Annotated in this window: 15 protein-coding genes; 4 read left to right on the forward strand and 11 right to left on the reverse strand. The window is 65.3% G+C overall.

Annotated elements, in window-relative coordinates; all coding sequences use genetic code 11:
• The first annotated feature begins 1 nt into the window (after position 1).
• Both ACROUL_RS03740 and ACROUL_RS03745 read left to right on the forward strand, forming a co-directional pair.
• Positions 2-976 carry a sodium-dependent bicarbonate transport family permease gene (locus ACROUL_RS03740; protein WP_431298205.1) on the forward strand — a complete coding sequence of 325 codons (975 nt, stop codon included), beginning with the start codon at positions 2-4 and terminating at the stop codon, positions 974-976.
• Positions 977-979: 3 nt separating this feature from the next.
• Positions 980-1,288, forward strand: a complete 309-nt coding sequence (locus ACROUL_RS03745) for a P-II family nitrogen regulator (RefSeq protein ID WP_431298206.1) — start codon at positions 980-982, stop codon at positions 1,286-1,288.
• A 31-nt stretch (positions 1,289-1,319) separates the two neighbouring features.
• Here the strand turns inward: ACROUL_RS03745 and ACROUL_RS03750 are convergent, their stop codons facing one another.
• The 3 genes from ACROUL_RS03750 to ACROUL_RS03760 form a co-directional block, all read right to left on the reverse strand.
• On the reverse strand, positions 1,320-2,342 hold the full coding sequence (locus ACROUL_RS03750; protein WP_431298207.1) for an aspartate-semialdehyde dehydrogenase: 1,023 nt from the start codon (positions 2,340-2,342) through the stop codon (positions 1,320-1,322).
• Positions 2,343-2,421: 79 nt separating this feature from the next.
• The gene (locus ACROUL_RS03755) at positions 2,422-3,579 is read right to left on the reverse strand and encodes an MFS transporter (RefSeq protein WP_431298208.1); all 1,158 of its coding nucleotides are present in this window, start codon (positions 3,577-3,579) and stop codon (positions 2,422-2,424) included.
• Between the two features lie 72 nt (positions 3,580-3,651).
• Positions 3,652-4,890, reverse strand: coding sequence for an MFS transporter (locus tag ACROUL_RS03760; protein ID WP_431298209.1), 1,239 nt, complete (start codon positions 4,888-4,890; stop codon positions 3,652-3,654).
• A gap of 203 nt (positions 4,891-5,093) precedes the next feature.
• Here ACROUL_RS03760 and ACROUL_RS03765 point away from each other — a divergent pair, with 203 nt between their 5' ends.
• Both ACROUL_RS03765 and ACROUL_RS03770 read left to right on the forward strand, forming a co-directional pair.
• Positions 5,094-6,704: an alpha-glucosidase family protein gene (locus ACROUL_RS03765; protein ID WP_431298210.1), complete on the forward strand. Its 1,611-nt coding sequence runs from the start codon at positions 5,094-5,096 to the stop codon at positions 6,702-6,704.
• A 102-nt stretch (positions 6,705-6,806) separates the two neighbouring features.
• Complete coding sequence (locus tag ACROUL_RS03770; RefSeq protein ID WP_431298211.1) at positions 6,807-7,481, forward strand: GNAT family N-acetyltransferase; 675 nt, start codon at positions 6,807-6,809, stop codon at positions 7,479-7,481.
• Between the two features lie 135 nt (positions 7,482-7,616).
• On the opposite strand, the gene ACROUL_RS03775 is transcribed toward ACROUL_RS03770, so the two are convergent.
• Genes ACROUL_RS03775 through ACROUL_RS03810 form a run of 8 tightly spaced genes read right to left on the reverse strand, consistent with a single transcriptional unit; the run spans position 7,617 to position 16,521 of the window.
• Positions 7,617-9,545, reverse strand: coding sequence for a beta-galactosidase (locus ACROUL_RS03775; RefSeq protein ID WP_431298212.1), 1,929 nt, complete (start codon positions 9,543-9,545; stop codon positions 7,617-7,619).
• Positions 9,542-10,393: an SMP-30/gluconolactonase/LRE family protein gene (locus ACROUL_RS03780; RefSeq protein WP_431298213.1), complete on the reverse strand. Its 852-nt coding sequence runs from the start codon at positions 10,391-10,393 to the stop codon at positions 9,542-9,544. Before ACROUL_RS03780 ends, ACROUL_RS03775 begins: the two co-directional genes overlap by 4 nt.
• Positions 10,390-10,998 (reverse strand): 2-dehydro-3-deoxy-6-phosphogalactonate aldolase, encoded by a 609-nt coding sequence (locus ACROUL_RS03785; protein WP_431298214.1) that lies wholly within the window; start codon positions 10,996-10,998, stop codon positions 10,390-10,392. Before ACROUL_RS03785 ends, ACROUL_RS03780 begins: the two co-directional genes overlap by 4 nt.
• The gene (locus tag ACROUL_RS03790) at positions 10,995-11,897 is read right to left on the reverse strand and encodes a 2-dehydro-3-deoxygalactonokinase (RefSeq protein ID WP_431298215.1); all 903 of its coding nucleotides are present in this window, start codon (positions 11,895-11,897) and stop codon (positions 10,995-10,997) included. The genes ACROUL_RS03785 and ACROUL_RS03790 overlap by 4 nt, the downstream gene beginning before the upstream one ends.
• Positions 11,894-12,664, reverse strand: a complete 771-nt coding sequence (locus tag ACROUL_RS03795; RefSeq protein ID WP_431298216.1) for an SDR family NAD(P)-dependent oxidoreductase — start codon at positions 12,662-12,664, stop codon at positions 11,894-11,896. The genes ACROUL_RS03790 and ACROUL_RS03795 overlap by 4 nt, the downstream gene beginning before the upstream one ends.
• Complete coding sequence (locus ACROUL_RS03800) at positions 12,657-14,726, reverse strand: alpha-galactosidase (RefSeq protein WP_431298217.1); 2,070 nt, start codon at positions 14,724-14,726, stop codon at positions 12,657-12,659. Before ACROUL_RS03800 ends, ACROUL_RS03795 begins: the two co-directional genes overlap by 8 nt.
• A 1-nt stretch (position 14,727) precedes the next feature.
• On the reverse strand, positions 14,728-15,573 hold the full coding sequence (locus ACROUL_RS03805; RefSeq protein ID WP_431298218.1) for a carbohydrate ABC transporter permease: 846 nt from the start codon (positions 15,571-15,573) through the stop codon (positions 14,728-14,730).
• Between the two features lie 3 nt (positions 15,574-15,576).
• Complete coding sequence (locus ACROUL_RS03810) at positions 15,577-16,521, reverse strand: carbohydrate ABC transporter permease (RefSeq protein ID WP_431298219.1); 945 nt, start codon at positions 16,519-16,521, stop codon at positions 15,577-15,579.
• Positions 16,522-16,551: the final 30 nt, after the last annotated feature.

Genomic DNA, 16,551 nt, shown 5'->3' on the forward strand with positions numbered 1-16,551 from the left:
AATGGACGGTATCCTTTCGCTGGCCGCCGCCAACCTGCTGACGCCGATGATCCTTTGCTTTGCCCTTGGGCTGGCGGCCTCGCTGGCACGCTCGGAACTGTCGATCCCGGAAGCTGCGGCCAAGACCATGTCGATCTACCTTCTCTTCGCCATCGGCTTCAAAGGCGGTGTCGCGGTCAACGATCACGGGCTTGATGCCAGCCTTGGGCTGGCGATCCTTGGCGGCGTCATGCTGTCGTTCGGCCTGCCCTTCGTGGCGTTTGCGCTGTTGAAACTGCTGACGAAGCTTTCCCCGATAGACGCGGCGGCGGTTGCCGCGCACTACGGCTCGATCTCGATCGTGACCTTCGTCACCGCAACCTCGGTGCTGCAATCGTCGGGCATCGCATCCGAAGGCTACATGGTGGCCGTGGCGGCGGCGATGGAGGCGCCGGCCATCGTATCGGCGCTGTGGCTGGTGGCGCGGTCAGGGCAGGCGGCGAAGATGGACGCCGACCTCTGGCGCGAAATCCTGCTGAACGGGTCTATCGTTCTGTTGGTCGGGTCGTTCATCATCGGCCTGATCACAGGGGCCAAGGGGATGGAGCGGATCGACGCCTTCATCGTGGCACCGTTCCAAGGGATCTTGTGCCTGTTCCTGCTGGACATGGGGCTAGTGGCGGGGCGTGGGCTGAAGGGCGCGAAGGGCGTGCTGACCGCAGGGGCGCTGGCCTTCGGCATCCTGATGCCGATGATCGGCGCTGCAGCAGGTCTGATCGTCGGACTCGGCCTTGGGCTGTCGACCGGCGGTGTGGCGATGATGATGGTGCTGGCCGCCTCGGCCTCCTATATCGCGGTGCCGGCGGCGATGCGCGTGGCGCTGCCCGAGGCGAACCCGGCGCTTTACCTGACCCTGTCCTTGGGCGTTACATTCCCGTTCAACCTGACGCTGGGCATCCCGACCTATGTGGCCGTGGCGCAAGCATTCGGAGGCTGACCCATGCAGACCCATCCCGCCAAGCGCGTGGAAATCATCATCGAGGCGCCGATGGAAACGCGGCTGACCGCGGCCTTGGAAAAGGCGGGCGTCACGGGGTTCACCGTGCTGCCGGTTCTGGGCGGATCGGGGCGATCGGGGCGCTGGACGCGCGAGGGGCAGGTGGGCCGGGCAGGGATGGTGGCCGTGATCTGCCTGATCCGGCCGGAGCGGCTGGATACGCTGATTGAAGCGGCGTTCACGGTGGTGGAGCGGCACATCGGCGTGGTGTCGATCACCGACACCGAGGTCTTGCGCGCTGAGCGGTTCTGACGGCCGCTGGTGCAGCCGTCAGAAAATTCGATCAGCCCTTCTTCAGGACTTTCTGACCCAGCAACTCTGCGATCTGCACCGCGTTCAGTGCAGCGCCCTTGCGCAGGTTGTCGGACACGCACCACAGCGACAGGCCATTTTCGATGGTGCTGTCCTGCCGCACGCGGCTGACGTAGGTCGCAAACTCGCCCACGCATTCGATCGGCGTGATGTAGCCACCGGACTCGCGCTTGTCGACCAGCATGATGCCGGGGGCTTCGCGCAGGATATCTTGCGCTTCCTGCCAGTCGAGGAACTCTTCCGTTTCGATGTTTATCGCCTCGGAATGGCCGACAAAGACCGGCACCCGGACGCAGGTCGCGGTGACCTTGATCTTGGGATCGAGGATCTTCTTCGTCTCGGCCACCATCTTCCATTCTTCCTTGGTCTCGCCCGAGTCCAGGAACACGTCGATATGCGGGATCACGTTGAAAGCGATCTGCTTGGAGAACTTGGACGGCGGCACGTTGTCGGTCGGGTTGTAGATCGCCTTGGTCTGGTTCCAAAGCTCGTCCATCCCTTCCTTGCCGGCGCCGGACACGGATTGATAGGTCGCCACCACTACGCGCTTGATCGTGGCGCGGTCATGCAGCGGCTTCAGCGCCACCACCATCTGAGCGGTCGAGCAGTTGGGGTTTGCGATGATGTTCTTCTTGGCATAGCCCATGATCGCATGCGCGTTCACTTCCGGCACGATCAGCGGGACGTCCGGATCGTAGCGGTAGAGCGACGAGTTATCGATCACGATGCAGCCCGCACCTGCGGCCTTCGGGGCGTAGATCTTGGTCGCGTCCGACCCGATGGCGAACAGCGCAATGTCCCAGCCAGTGAAATCGAAGGTGTCCAGATCCTTGCATTTCAAGGTCTTGTCGCCAAAGCTGACTTCAGTGCCGAGCGATTTGCGCGACGCAAGCGCCACGATCTCGTCAACGGGAAACTCGCGCTCGGCGAGGATGTTCAGCATTTCGCGGCCCACGTTACCCGTGGCACCCGCGACGACGACCTTGTAGCCCATCGGGGTTCTCCTTTGTCTGCCCCCGGCATGGGGACGGGGCCTGTTAGCGCATGGACCGGGCGGGGGAAAGGGGGTGCGGTCAGTCGGTCCGGTCTTGTGACCAGAGATAGACAAAAAGGCCGATGGCGGTGGTGACGGCAAAGAACAGGAATACCGCCTGATAGGGCGCCTCGGGGGTGGCGGCGAAGATGCGGCCGGTGGCGATCTGGGCAAGCCCGATCGGCGCGATGCCAAAGAGGTTGAGGAGCGTGACGCCCCGCCCCATCAGGTGCGGCGGAAAGAACGCGCGGCCATGTGCGATCATCATCGGGAAACTGGCGCCGAAGAACCCGGCTGCGATGAGAAGCGCGGTTGCGACGGCGGGCGGGGCGGCGGCGAACCACCACAGCCCGAAAAGGCAAAGCGTGGTGAGGGCGTTGCCCGCAAAGATCACCCACTTGCGCGACCCGAACACCCGGTCGAGCGGCCCGTAGGCAAAGTTTCCAACGACCATCGCGATGCCGATCCAGAGGCCGACCTCGCCCACCTCAATCCGGTCGAAACCGTGCATGTCGGTGTAGTAGGGCCCGACCCAAAAGCCGCGCAGGCCGGCTATGGGAGTGTAGCACACCGTCATCATCGCAAGGATCGGCCAGATCGCGGGCATCTTCAGAAGATCAAGAAGCGAGCCCTTGGTCTGCGACGGCGCGCGTTCGGGATCGTGCACCAGAAGCGCAATGGCGGCCGCAGTTACGGCGGTGACAACGGCAAGTGCGGCGACGGTGGGGCGCCAGCCGAACGCCTCGACCGCCACGGACAGGGGCAGCGCCGAGGCGATGTTGCCAAGCGCGCCGAAACCGATGGTTGCCCCGGCAAGCGTGCCGAACAGTGCCGGAGAAAAGCTGCGGGCGAAGATGAAGTAGCTGGCCATCAACACCGGCGCGCAGCCCGCACCGATCAGGGCCATCGCGATCTTCAGGTGCAGGGCGCTGGTCGCGGCGGCAAAGAGGGCGGCCCCGACCGCGCCCACTGCCATCAGGCTGGCGGCGGTGCGGCGCGGACCGAAATGATCCAGCGCCGCACCGATGGGCAACTGCATCGCCGCGAAGGCCAGAAACCACCATCCCGACGCCGAGGCGAGGTCGGCCGCGCTGGCGCCGAGATCCGATTGCAGGACGGGCGAGAGAACGGCGAGAAAGGCCCGGTAGAACTGGCTGAGGACGTAGGCGATGAGAAGCGAGGCAATTCCGGCGCGCATGGATGACTTTCTGGGCAGTGCCGGACAAGCTTTAGGCGCAGGGCCGGAAAAGGGCCAGTGGCATGCCGGGCTTCAAGCCAGTTGCGCCTGCATCGGGCGTTCCCTGATCGGCAGATGGACGATGGCGGAAAATGCACCGACGCCAACGCCGATCCACCACACAACGCTGTAATCGCCGTTCAGGTCGTAGAACTTTCCACCCAGCCAGACGCCCAGAAAGCTGCCGATCTGGTGGCTGAGGAACACGAAGCCATAAAGCGTGCCCATGTAGCGCACCCCGTAGATCTGCGCGACCAGCCCGCTGGTCAGCGGCACCGTCGCCAGCCACAGCGACCCCATGACTGCGGAATAGACCAGAACCGTGGTCGGGGTCATCGGAAGCAGGATGAAGATGGCCGAGGCCACCGTCCGCCCGGTGTAGATCGCGGCGAGGAGGTATTTCTTGGGGAAATGCGCGCCCAGCCAGCCCGACAGGACCGACCCGCCGATGTTGGCGATGCCGATCACTGCGATGGCCGTGGCGCCAAGCGCCGAGGTTGTGGCAATGCCCATGCCCGCCAGCATGCCGCCCGGGTCTATCGGGCCGCAAACCTCGGTGATAAAGGCGGGGAAGTGCGCAGTGATGAAGCCAAGCTGATAGCCACACGAGAAAAAGCCAAGGAAGATCAGCGCATAAGACGGGTCGCGGAACGCCCGTGATACGACGGTCAGCATGCTTTCCTCGGGCTCGGCCTTGCGTTGCGCCTTGTCTGGCGCGCGCAGGAACGGCAGCGCCAGAAGCGTGGTCAGGATCACCACCGAAAAGATCACGAACACGGTTTGCCAACTGTAAACCTGCAACAACGCCTCGGCCGCGGGCGGCCCGATCACCTGACCGGCCGACCCTATCGCCGATCCGATGCCCAGCGTCAGGCTGCGCCTTTCAGGGCTGGCGGCCCGGCCGATCAGCGGCAGGATCACGCCAAACCCGGTGCCGGCGATGCCAAAGCCCACTAGGATCGCCAGCGCCTGATGTTGCCCCGGTGTGATCGCATAAGCTGACAGCACCATGCCAAGCGAATACAGAAGTGCGCCGATGATGATCGTCTTGCGGTCGCCAAACCGTTCGCCAAACGCCGAAAACATCGGCTGCCCGATGCCCCAGGCCAGGTTCTGGATCGCGATTGCCATCGAGAAGTCGGCGCGCGGCCAGCCAAATTCGGTCGCGACGGGAATCTGGAAGACGCCAAAGCTGGCGCGGATCGCGAACGAGATCATCAGAATCGTGCAACCCGCCACAAGCACCGGGGTGAACATGGATGTCTTGATCATTCTGGCAGGTCTCCGTCCACAGGGCCGGGAATTTGCGCCGCAGCTTTGGGCGCGTCAAACGGAGAATTGTGCTGGATACAACCGACCCGGACGGATGATCCCCATCCCCGCTATCGTCGTGATTGCGGGCGTGAGTTGGCAAGGGTAGCTGTTGTGGACCGGGTAGGCCGATATGCGCGCCGAGGGCGAACGGGGAGGCTTGGATGCGGGAATGGTGGCGTGGTTCGGTGACCTATCAGGTCTATCCCCGGTCGTTTCAGGACGACAACGGCGACGGGGTGGGGGATCTGCCCGGCATCACGCGGCGCCTGCCCTATCTGGCCGATCTGGGGGTAGATGCGGTCTGGTTGTCGCCCTTCTTCCGCAGCCCGATGAAGGACATGGGCTATGATGTCAGCGACTATTGCGACGTCGACCCGGTGTTCGGCACGCTGGCCGATTTTGCCGGGCTGGTGGCGCGGGCTCATGACCTTGGTTTGAAGATCATCATCGATCAGGTGCTGAGCCATTCGTCCGACCAACACCCGGCCTTTGCGGAAAGCCGCGCACAACGAGTGAACCCCAAGGCCGACTGGTATGTCTGGGCCGACCCGCGCCCTGACGGTAGCCCGCCGTCGAACTGGCTTTCAGTGTTCGGGGGAAGCGCTTGGGCGTGGGACGCGCGGCGCAAACAGTATTACTTGCACAACTTTCTGGCCAGCCAGCCGGACCTGAACTACCACAACCCCGAGGTTCAGGACTGGGCCTTGGGCAACTTGCGCTTCTGGCTGGAGCGGGGGGTGGATGGGTTCCGGTTCGACACGGTGAACTACTTCTTCCACGACCCCCAGTTTCGCGACAACCCGGCCGATTACCGGGCAAAGCCCGAGGCCGAGGGCAATCCTTACGGGATGCAGTACCATCTTTTCGACAAGAACCAATCGGAGAATCTGGCTTGGATGGAGCGCATCCGTAGGCTTCTGGACGAATACGGTGCGGCATCGGTGGGCGAGATGGGGGAGAGCCACCATGCGATCCAGATGATGGGAGAGTATACCGCACCCAGGCGGTTGCATCAGTGCTATTCGTTCGAACTGATGGGGTATGAGTATTCGGCGGCGTTCTTTCGCGGCAAGCTGTCGGAGTTCTTTGCCGGCGCGCCGGAGGGCTGGCCGATGTGGGCGTTTTCAAACCATGACGTGGTGCGGCACGTGAGCCGGTGGGCAGAACATGGCGCCAGCCAGGATGCCTTGGCCAAGCAGGCGGGGGCGCTGTTGCTGTCGTTCGAGGGCTCGATCTGTCTTTGGCAGGGCGAAGAGCTGGGGCAGACCGATACCGAGCTGGCATTTGAGGAGCTGACCGATCCGCAGGGCATCGCCTTCTGGCCGGAGCCGGTGGGGCGGGACAATACCCGCACGCCGATGGTGTGGGACGGGTCGGACTATGGCGGGTTCTCCACGGCGCGGCCGTGGCTGCCGGTGAAGCCGCCGCAACTGGCGCGCCATGTGGCGGGGCAGGCAGGGGTCGCGGGGTCGGTGCTGGAACATTACCGCGAGATGATTGCGTTTCGCAAAGGGTCCGAAGCGCTGGTCGCTGGGCGGACGCGGTTTCTGGACGTGGGAGAACCGGTGTTGGGGTTTGTCCGGGAAGCGGAGGGGGAAGGGCTTTTGTGCCTGTTCAACCTGTCCGCGGTGGCGGTGAGCGTGACCGTCGAGGGGGTTGGCGGGTTGGTCGGGCCTGTGCAGGCGGCGAGCCTTGAAGGCCAGCGGCTGGTGCTGGGGCCGAATGCGGTGGCCTTCATGGACGTGACCGGCGAGGTGGGGGTGCGAGACTGAGTGTCCCACGGTGGGACGTTTAGATATTCATAGCAAAAGCAATGAATTAAAAGGCCAGTTAGGGGTTCGTTAAGCGTTCCCATCGGATTTGGAGGATGGAAGATGCCGGAAGACCTTGGCGCGTGGACGCCGCGGGCGCGGCCGGAGCGGGTTGTGCTGGACGGGCGGTTCGTGCGGATCGAGCCCTTGGAGATGCGACATCTGGACGGGCTTTTCGCCGAGGTGAGCGAGGTTGATACCGAGGCCGAGCGACGCTTTACCTGGCTTTTCGAGACGCCGCCCGCATCGCGCGAGGAGTTGCGCGCGTGGCTGGAGCGGGTGGTGCAGAGCGCCGACCCGCTGTTCTTTGCGGTGATCGACAAGGCCAGCGGTCGGGTGGCGGGGCGGCAGGCGTTGATGCGGATCGACCAAGCGTTCGGGGTGATCGAGATCGGGAGCATCTACTGGGGGCCGACGATCGCGCGGAAACCGGCGGCGACCGAGGCCTTGTATCTGATGGCGCGGTATGTGTTCGACGACCTCGGCTACCGCCGGTTCGAGTGGAAGTGCAACAACGAAAACGAGCCGTCGAAGCGGGCGGCGCTGCGCTTCGGCTTTCAGGCCGAAGGGGTGTTTCGCCAGCACATGGTGGTGAAGGGGAAAAGCCGCGACACGGCGTGGTTTGCGATGATCGACAAGGATTGGCCCGCGTTGCGGGCGAGGTATGAGGCCTGGCTTGACCCGGCGAATTTCGATGCGGACGGGCGGCAGCGGCGGCGGCTGCAGGATTGCCGGTAGGGAGCCCCCTTCCCAAGAGGGGGAGGGGAGGCGATCAGCGGGTGGGGTTGGTGTTCTTGCCCCGGTGGCCGGAGCGAGCCCCGGACCCCGGAGTATTCTTGAAAAGAGCAGGTCAGGCTGGCGCGTGGCGTCGCCCTAGAGCGGGGTCCAATGGACGCCGCCTGGGGGGATGGTGACGCCGCTCCATTCGGCCGGGACCGGGTTGTAGTTGAACAGGAAGCGGTGGGTGGCGCTGTCGCGGCGACGCAGTCCTTCGGGCAGGGGATCGGTTTCAAGGCCTTCAGCGTCGCAGGCGGCTTGCAACAGACGGGTCATCGCCTCGTCATCGGGCCAGCCGGCGAGGTAGTGAAGCTTGCCGGAGGAGACGAGGGCGGGCCAGCCGTCGGTGGCCATTTCGGTGACCTCGGCGGTGCCTTCGAGTTTTTCGCGCCAGTGCTGGAAGTTGCCACCGCCGGCGAGCGGTACCGGCACGTCGGGCGGCAGGCTTTCGACGCGAACAATCTTTGCGTCGAGGCCGGGGAGGGCCGGGGGCAGCGGGACGGGGATGGCAAAGTTCGGCGTCTTGGAGTTGGTGCGGGGGCCGAGGATCGCGGTGCCCTTGTGCGCGGCGAGCGCTGATTTGAGCGCGTCCGACAGGGTGAAGACGCCGGGGGCGAGGACCAGCCTGTAGGCGGAAAGATCGGTCGTGTCGGGCGGCAGGATGTCGACGTTCAGGCCGAGACGGCGGAGCGCGCGGTAGGTATCGAACACGAGCCAGAGGTAGGCGAAGCTGCGGCCCTGAGGCTGGATTTCCCATGCCCAATCAGAGGCGTAGTCGAAAACCAGCGCCACGTCGGCGCGGGCGGTACCGACATCGGGCATGTCCTTCAGTTCTTTGGCGACCTGTTCAGCCTCGGCGAATGCCTGGGCGGGGGCGCTGTCAGGGCGAAGAAGGCCCGCGTGCATCTGTTCCTGCGCGAAGGGGGCCTGGCGCCAGCGGAAATAGCAGACCGCCTCGGCGCCGTGGGCGAAGGCTTCCCATGCCCAGAGGCGGGCCATGCCGGGCAAGGGATCGGGGTTGAAGGGCGCCCAGTTCACCGGGCCGGGCTGTTGTTCCATGATCCACCAGCGCCCCTCGGCGGCGGAGGCGCCGGACCGTCTGGCGCCGACAGAGCGGTAGAGGTCGTGGTGGAAGGCCTGAAAGTCGGGGTCGCCCTGACGGACGAAGCGGCGCTTGTGTTCCTGCGGGGCGGGAATGCGGTCGGACAGGAAACCCAAGGGGTAGCTGTCCCAGCTTGCGATATCGAGATCGGCGCCGGTGGCGAAATGGTCGAATTCGGTGACCGCGCCCATGTAATTGTGGGCGATTGGGTAAGCGGAATGCTTGCGGATGATGTCGGTTTGCAGGCGGTTGAAGCTGACCACCTCATCGCTGGCGAAGCGGCGGAAATCCATCACGTGGGACGGATTCGGTTCGGTCACGATCAGGTTCGGCAGGCCGATATCGTTGAAATCAGAGTATTCCATTGACCAGAACACGTTGCCCCAGGCGCGGTTCAGCGCATCGGGCGATTGGTACTTGCGGGCAAGCCAGTCGCGGAAGCCGGTGCGGGCGGCGCCGGAATAGCTGAGCGTGGTGGCGTGGCAGGCGTATTCGTTGTCGGTCTGCCAGGCGGCGACGAAGGGGTTGCGGCCGTAGCGTTCGGCAAGTGCGGTGACGATCTTCGCGCATTCGGTGCGGTAGCCCTGATGCGAGAAGCAGTAGTGGCGGCGGGAGCCGAAGCCGCGGGGCTTGCCGTCCTTGTCCAGCGCCAGCATGTCGGGGTGGCGGTCGAGCATCCAGCGCGGCGGGGTGGCGGTGGGGGTGCCAAGGACGACCTTGAGGCCGGCTTGGCCCAAGGTGGCGATGGCGCGGTCAAGCCACTCCCACTGGTAGGCGCCGGGGGTGGGTTCCATCCGGCTCCAGGCGAATTCGCCGATGCGGACCCAGGTGAGGCCGAGGGCGGCCATGCGGGCGGCGTCTTCGGCCCATTGCGTCTCGGGCCAGTGTTCGGGGTAGTAGCAGACGCCGAGGGTGCGTTTCATAAGGTGACCTGATGTTCCGGTTGGCCCTGGGCGATGCCCTTGGCCATGAAGGTTTTGCCAGCGTTCGGGTGCTTTGCGCGCGCGGCGGCGTCCATGTTGTGGAGCGCCGTGGTGCAGTAAAGCGTGTCGCCGCCGAAAGCCGGGCAGGAGGTGTGCGGGGCGTCGAAGGGGACGGCGCGCAGGAAGGTGCCGTCGGGCGCGTAGGCCGCGACGCGGGAGGCGCCCCATTGTGCACCCCAGAAGATGCCGTCCGCATCGAACACCGCGCCGTCGGGGTGGAGGCCAAGGGCGGTGAGGTCGAGGAAGGTTTCGGGTTGGCCCTTGGGCCAGCCATCGGCATCAAGTGTGACGCGCAGGACGCGGCCGGTGACGGTGTCGGTGAAGCAGGCCGATTGGCCGCCGGGGGGGAAGGAAATGGAGTTCGGGATGGCGATGGGTGCGAAAAGCTTGCGCAGTTCACCCCGGTAATAGCGGTAGATCGCGCCCATGGCGGGGGTGCCGGGGCCTTCGACCTTGCCCATCGTGCCGATCCAGAAGCCGCCCTGTGGATCGGAGCGGCCGTCGTTGGAGCGGGTCTTCGGGTTGTCGGCTTCCAGCGCGATGAGGTGGGTTTGCACGCCGGTTTCAAGGTTGAAGCGGAAAAGCGCGGTTTCGGAGGCGATCAGCAGTTCGTCGCGGGTGATCCAGCCGGCGGCGGAGACCATTTCGGTGAAGTGCCATTCCTCAGGTCCGTCACCGATGCGGGTGAGGAGGCGCTGGCCGATGATGTCGAACCAGAAAAGCTGCTGGCGGAGGGGGTGCCAGAGCGGGCCTTCGCCAAGCGCGCAGATGCGGTCGTCGAAGATCATGCGAAGGCGGCGTCGTGGGCGGCCACGATGGAGGCGGCGCGGGCGGTGATTTCGGCGGGGGTGATGCCGGGGGTGTAAAGCGCCGTGCCGATGCCGAAGCCCGACGCGCCGGCGTGGACCCATTGGGCAAAGTTGCCGGGACCGGCGCCGCCGACGGCGTAGACCTGGGTCAATTTCGGCAGGACGGCGCGGATCGCCTTTAACCCGTCGGGGCCGACGAGCGAGGCGGGGAAGATCTTCAGGCCGGTGGCGCCGGCCTTGAGGGCGGCGAAACATTCGGTGGGGGTCATCACGCCGGGCCAAGAGGCCATGCCGCGGGCGCGGGTGGCGGCGATCACCTCGGGGTCGCAGTTGGGCGACACGACGAGGGTGCCGCCGGCATCGGCGACCTCGGCCACGTCCTGCACGGTCAGCACGGTGCCGGCGCCGATCTCGGCGCGCTGGCCGAAGGTGTGTGCCATCGCCGCGATGGAGGTCATCGGGTGAGGCGAGTTCAGCGGCACCTCGATGCGGGTGATGCCGGCGGCGAGCAGCGCCTCGCCGATGGGCAGAGCCTCGTCGGGGGTGAGGCCGCGCAGGATGGCGATCAGGTTGCGGTGTTTCATCGGGTGGCCTCGGGTTGGCGGGCAAGGCTGGCAAGGCCTGCCAGCGTGCAGTCGGTGGCGGGCAGGAGGCGGGCGTCGACGCCCTGGGCCTTCAGCGCGCGGGCGTAGGTGGCCGACAGCCTTTCCGCGCCGATCAGGGCGACGGCCTGACCGAGCCAGTAGGGCCGCGCGCCGGCAAGTTCGATGCCGATCAGAAGGCCCGACAGCCGCGCGCGGGCGGCGGCGGGGGACAGGCCGTTCACCAGCCCCTCGGCGCGCAGGGCGAAAAGGCGGGCGGCGATTTTCTCGGGGCGGGACAGGGCGTCGGACAGGGCTTCGTCGAAGGCGGCTTCGTCCCAGCCTTCGCCCGTCATGCCGTGGCGCAGGACCGAGTGTTCGGAAAGGAGGGCGAAGAGTTCGCCCGTCATGTAGGTCTGGAAGCTGACAACCTCGCCCGCGCTGAGGTGGACCCATTTCGAATGCGTGCCGGGCAGGCACATCACGCCGTCAAAACCGGGTGACAGAGCCAGCGCCCCGGCGATCTGGGTTTCTTCGCCGCGCATCACGTCAGCCGGTTTCATCTGGCGCAGGCCGGGGGCGAGGCGGACGTGGATGCGTGGGTCGGTGGTGGGCGCGGTGACGAGGGCCACGTGGTCGAGCGGGGTGCAGGGGACCGTGCGGTAGGGAGCCTCATGCCAGCCCTGGCGGGAGCCGACCATCCCGCAGGCGATGACGGTGGTTACGCCTGCGCCCAGCCACGGGGTGATGAGGCGGAGGAGGGCCGGTTCAAACGCATCGCGCGCGAGTTTGCCCATGCCATCATGCGATTCCGCGTGGTCAAGCACGGAGCCGTCCGACCCGATCGCCCAGGCGCGGAGGTTGGAGGTGCCCCAATCGACAGCGATCCATGCTGGTTTCATCCGGTCACCACCACGCCGCCGTCGATGACCATTGCCTGACCGGTCATCATGCGCGACGCCTTTGACGCGAGGAACAGCACGCCACCGACAATGTCTTCGGGATCGAGCGTGTCCTTCAGGCATTGCCGCGCGACGTGGGCGGCCAACGCCTCGGGCGTGACCCAGAGATCTTTCTGCTTTTGCGTCAGCACCCAGCCGGGGGCGAGGGCGTTGACGCGGATGCGGTCAGGGCCGAATTCGCGGGCAAGGGTGCGGGTCATGCCGGTGATGCCGGCATTGGCGGTGATGTAGGGGACGTAGCCGGTGTCAGCCATCATGTAGCTGATCGAGGAGAAGTTGATGATCGAGCCGCCGCCCGCGGCCTTCATTCCCGGCAGCACCGCCTGGGCGGCAAAGAAGTAGGAGCGCAGGTTGATCGCCATCGACCAATCCCAAAACGCCTCGTCTATCTTGGCGGTTTCGACCCGCTTGTCGTCGGCGGCGTTGTTCACGAGGACGGTGATCGGCCCGTGGACGCGCGCGGCGGTGGAGAGGGTGAGTTGCAACTGGTCGACCAGCGTGAGGTCGCAAGGCAGGAACAGCGGGCGGTTCTTGGTCTTGCGCTCCATTGCATCGCAAAATTCGGTCGCGTCGGAGCGTTGGCAGAAGGCGACCTTCGCGCCTTGATGCAGGAAGCCTTCGGTCAGCGCGGCGCCGATGCCCGAGCCGCCGCCGGTGATGAAGACGGACTGCCCTTTGAGATCGGGAAATGTGGGCAGGTCAGTCATCCAGCTTCCTTCCTTCGACGACCCACATGGTGGCGGGCCATGCCACCGGGAGCAAGAGCCCCCGTGTCATCAGGGCGCGGCCTGACAGGGTAAGCGGCGCGGATTTGAGCGCGTTCGGCCCGCGCGACTGGCGCGGCGCGTCTTCGGGGTTGATCAGGGTAACCCGGTAGCGGGCGTCAGGTTCCAGACCGGTAAGGGCAAGGGGACGGGGCAGGATCTGGACGCTGGTTTCGGCCTGACCGGAGAAGACGACGAAGCGGCGCCCGTCGGCGGCGATCTGCAGTTCGGCGGTGACGGCGGGGTCGGCGGCGTCAAGCCGGTGGATGGTGCCGGACAGCATCCAGTCGCGATTGGCCTTCCACCATGCGGTGACGCGGCCAAGGGTCAGTGCCTCATCCTCGGTCAGTTCGCGCAGGTCCATCTCGAAGCCCATGTGGCGCTGGGCTGCGACCCAGGCGCGGAACGACATGGAGAGATTGCGGCCCGAGGTGTGGCAGTGGCGCGGGCCGACGTGGGAGCCGGTGATTGCGGCCGGCAGGAAGAGGGCGGCGTCGTGCTGCATCCGCAGGCGTTCGAGGGCGTCGTTACTGTCCGACAGCCAGACGCGGTGGGTGTGGGCGAGGATGCCCGCGTCGATCCGGCCCCCGCCAGAGGCGCAGGATTCGATCTCCACGTTAGGGAGGGCGGTGCGGAGACGGGAGAGAAGGTCGTAGATGCCGTGGGTCTGGGCGGTGTCGACCACGGGGAGGAGGCGGTTGTGATCCCATTTGATGTAGTCGATCGGGTATTCGGTCAGGATCGCGGAGACCTGCGCGAAAAGGTTGTCGCGCACGGCTGGATTGGCAAGGTCGAGGACCATCTGGTGGCGGCCGGTGGTCTGGTCACGGGGGCCCAGCATCCAGTCGGGGTGCGCGCGGAAAAGGTCTGAGTCCGGGTTGACCATCTCGGGTTCGAACCAGAGGCCGAAGGTCATGCCGAGGGAATGGATGTGGGCGATGAGGGGGTGAAGGCCATCGGGCCATTTCCGGCTGTCCATCGTCCAGTCGCCGAGCGAGGTGGTGTCGTCGTCCCGCCGGCCGAACCAGCCATCGTCAAGGACGAAGCGTTCGGCGCCGAGGGCGGCGGCGCGGGTGGCGATTTCGGCAAGCTCGGGCAGGGAGTGGCGGAAATAGACGGCTTCCCAGCAGTTGTAGTGGACGGGGCGGGGGCGGATAGGGTTCGGCCACTGCACCACGCGGTCGCGTATATCAGCTTGGAACGCCGCGGCGATGCCGTTCAGGCCGGTGGTGGAGTGGACGGCGATCAGGTCGGCGGTTTCAAAATGGGTACGGGCTTCGGTTTCAGCAGCCATCGGGGCGCCGAACTGGATTTGACGACGACCGTCGGGAAGCTCCTCGGCGACCATGCGATGGCCGCCGGACCATGCGTAGTGGAGGGCGGCGGCGGTGCCTTGGGTGTTGGTGCAGCCTGCTTCGGCAAGGATCAGATAGGGGGGGTGTTCGTGCCCGGAGCGCCCGGTGCGCGCCTCGCGCAGGCGGATGCCGGGCGACCAGGGGGTGCGGGTGAGGTGGAACTCGCGTGTCCACTTGCCGTGAACGTCGATCATGTCGCCGTTTTGCGGGGCGGGCAGGACGGGGGCGGCGAGCCAGTGGACGCGGATCGGTCGGTTGGCGGTGAGGGTGGTCTTCAGGGTCAGGACGCCGGTCGGGTGGGCGGTGACGTGGTGGCTGAGGGTGATGCCGTCGGCGTGGTTGTGCAGCGCGAGGTGGCCGGGGGCTTCGTCGGCGTGGGTGAAGCTGAAGGCGGGGTTCAGGGGGGTACCGTCGGCTTCGGCCAGCAAATGCCCCGGTTGGCCCTGAAACGCGCGGCCCGGTTCGGGGCTGAGCGACAGGGCGGGCAGTTTGTCGAGCATCCCGCCGGTGATGTCGTTCAGTGCCGACGCGGAGAGTTGCGACAGGTCTTCGGTGACGGGAAGGGTCGCGCCCCAGTAAATGACCTCGGGGATGCCACCCGAGGTGGCCAGGGCCAGGGTCTGGCCCCCTGCGTCGACGCGCCATTCCATGTTACTTGACCGCGCCGAGGGTAAGACCGGCGATGAAGTGCTTCTGCATCAGGAAGAACATCGCGACGGGCGGCAGGGCTGCGAGGATCGATCCGGCCGAGACCAGGTGCCACTGTGCGATCCACTGGCCGTTCAGCGAAGAAAGGCCTGCGGTGATCGGCTGGCTGTCGACGCCCTGGGTCAGGACGGTGGCCCAGAAGAAGTCGTTCCATATGAAGGTGAAGACCAGCACCGACAGCGCCGCGATTGCGGGGCGCATCAGGGGCAGTACGATGAACCAGAAGATGCGCCATTCGGCCACGCCTTCAACCCGTGCAGCCTCGATCAGTTCGAATGGCAGAGCCTTGATGAAGTTGCGCATGAAGAGGGTGCAGAAGCCGGTCTGGAACGCGATGTGAAAGAGGGCGAGGCCATACCAAGTGTCATACATGCCAAGTTGCAGCGTCATGTCGCGCACCGGCACCATCAGAATCTGGAACGGCACGAAGTTGCCTGCGACGAACATGAAAAAGACGAGGATGTTGCCCCGGAAGCCGTAGACCGCGAGGGCAAAGCCGGTCATCAGCGACAGGGTCACGGCACCTATCACGGTCGGGATCGTCACCCACAGCGAGTTGACCATGTATTGCCCGATCGGCGTTTCGGTGAAGATGTAGACGTAATTCTCCCACGCGATGCCCGAAGGCATGCCGAAGTAGTTGCCTTGCGCAAGGTCGGATGCGGGCCGCAGCGAGGTTAGCGCCACGCCGAGAAGCGGGAACAGCCAGATCACGAGCGCGATGGGCAAGGCGATGGTGTAAAGCCATTGTGCGCCGGTGCTGGATTGCTGAATGGGGCGGGGAAACATGGCCTATCGCTCCGTTTCGTCGCGCCACATCTTCCAGATGAAGCCCGAGATGAAGATCATCATGATGGCAAAGAGCACGACTGCGATGGCGGCGCCGTAGCCCATGCGGAACCCGAATTCACCGAGCGCCATTTCATACATGTAGTAAGACAGCACCCGTGATGATCCGAAGGGCCCGCCGCTGGTCATGATCGACACAAGGTCGAAGCTGCGCAGCGCGCCGATGACTGTGACGATCACCGCGATGAAGGTCGCGGGGCGCAGTTGCGGCAGCACGACATACCAGAGCATCTTCCAGCCCTTGGCGCCGTCAAGCCGCGCGGCCTCGATCTGGTCGGGGGCTACGTTGTTCAGTCCGGTAAGGTACAGGATCATCACATAGGCGATCTGCGGCCAGAGGCCGGCGACGATGATGCCGTAGGTCACAAGGTCGGGGTTGGCGAGGATCGCGGTGCCTTTGCCTGTGATGGCTTCGGTCAGCAGGTAGAAGAGGCCGAAGTTCGGCGCGTAGAACCACGCGAAGATCAGGCCGACGACGACCTGGCTGATCACGAAGGGGAAGAAGAACAACGACTTGTAAAGCCGGATGCCACGCACTGTCTGGTTCAGGAAGATCGCGATGAAAAGGCCGATCGGCAGAGCCGCCATGTAAAGGACCAGCCACTTGAGGTTGTTCCAGAGCGAGGTCTCGAAGGCCGGGTCGGTCATCAGCTCGGCATAGTTGCGCCCGCCGACGAAGGTGCCGGTGAAATCGCCGTCAGCGTTGTAAAGCCCGTTCCAGTCGTAGAACGATAGGGTGATGCTCTGGACGATGGGCCAGAGGACATAGACGGTGAACATGAAAAGCCCGGGCGCAAGGAACAGCCAAGGTGCAAGGGTCCGCTGGTTCCAGCGCCTTGCGGTCCGTCGTGCCGGGACCACCGCGCCTGCATCTGCCGCCTGTGACATGTGTGTCGCCCTCCCAAAACAGAAGACGGG

The sequence above is a fragment of the Tabrizicola sp. BL-A-41-H6 genome (assembly GCF_050632395.1).
Taxonomy (GTDB): domain Bacteria; phylum Pseudomonadota; class Alphaproteobacteria; order Rhodobacterales; family Rhodobacteraceae; genus JAUYQR01.

What these genes read in the sequence shown, in the direction of transcription:
- ACROUL_RS03740 (WP_431298205.1), top strand. Translation starts at nt 2, where the DNA reads ATGGACGGTATCCTTTCGCTGGCCGCCGCCAACCTGCTGACGCCGATG.
- ACROUL_RS03745 (WP_431298206.1), top strand. Translation starts at nt 980, where the DNA reads ATGCAGACCCATCCCGCCAAGCGCGTGGAAATCATCATCGAGGCGCCG.
- ACROUL_RS03750 (WP_431298207.1), bottom strand. Translation starts at nt 2,342, where the DNA reads ATGGGCTACAAGGTCGTCGTCGCGGGTGCCACGGGTAACGTGGGCCGC.
- ACROUL_RS03755 (WP_431298208.1), bottom strand. Translation starts at nt 3,579, where the DNA reads ATGCGCGCCGGAATTGCCTCGCTTCTCATCGCCTACGTCCTCAGCCAG.
- ACROUL_RS03760 (WP_431298209.1), bottom strand. Translation starts at nt 4,890, where the DNA reads ATGATCAAGACATCCATGTTCACCCCGGTGCTTGTGGCGGGTTGCACG.
- ACROUL_RS03765 (WP_431298210.1), top strand. Translation starts at nt 5,094, where the DNA reads ATGCGGGAATGGTGGCGTGGTTCGGTGACCTATCAGGTCTATCCCCGG.
- ACROUL_RS03770 (WP_431298211.1), top strand. Translation starts at nt 6,807, where the DNA reads ATGCCGGAAGACCTTGGCGCGTGGACGCCGCGGGCGCGGCCGGAGCGG.
- ACROUL_RS03775 (WP_431298212.1), bottom strand. Translation starts at nt 9,545, where the DNA reads ATGAAACGCACCCTCGGCGTCTGCTACTACCCCGAACACTGGCCCGAG.
- ACROUL_RS03780 (WP_431298213.1), bottom strand. Translation starts at nt 10,393, where the DNA reads ATGATCTTCGACGACCGCATCTGCGCGCTTGGCGAAGGCCCGCTCTGG.
- ACROUL_RS03785 (WP_431298214.1), bottom strand. Translation starts at nt 10,998, where the DNA reads ATGAAACACCGCAACCTGATCGCCATCCTGCGCGGCCTCACCCCCGAC.
- ACROUL_RS03790 (WP_431298215.1), bottom strand. Translation starts at nt 11,897, where the DNA reads ATGAAACCAGCATGGATCGCTGTCGATTGGGGCACCTCCAACCTCCGC.
- ACROUL_RS03795 (WP_431298216.1), bottom strand. Translation starts at nt 12,664, where the DNA reads ATGACTGACCTGCCCACATTTCCCGATCTCAAAGGGCAGTCCGTCTTC.
- ACROUL_RS03800 (WP_431298217.1), bottom strand. Translation starts at nt 14,726, where the DNA reads ATGGAATGGCGCGTCGACGCAGGGGGCCAGACCCTGGCCCTGGCCACC.
- ACROUL_RS03805 (WP_431298218.1), bottom strand. Translation starts at nt 15,573, where the DNA reads ATGTTTCCCCGCCCCATTCAGCAATCCAGCACCGGCGCACAATGGCTT.
- ACROUL_RS03810 (WP_431298219.1), bottom strand. Translation starts at nt 16,521, where the DNA reads ATGTCACAGGCGGCAGATGCAGGCGCGGTGGTCCCGGCACGACGGACC.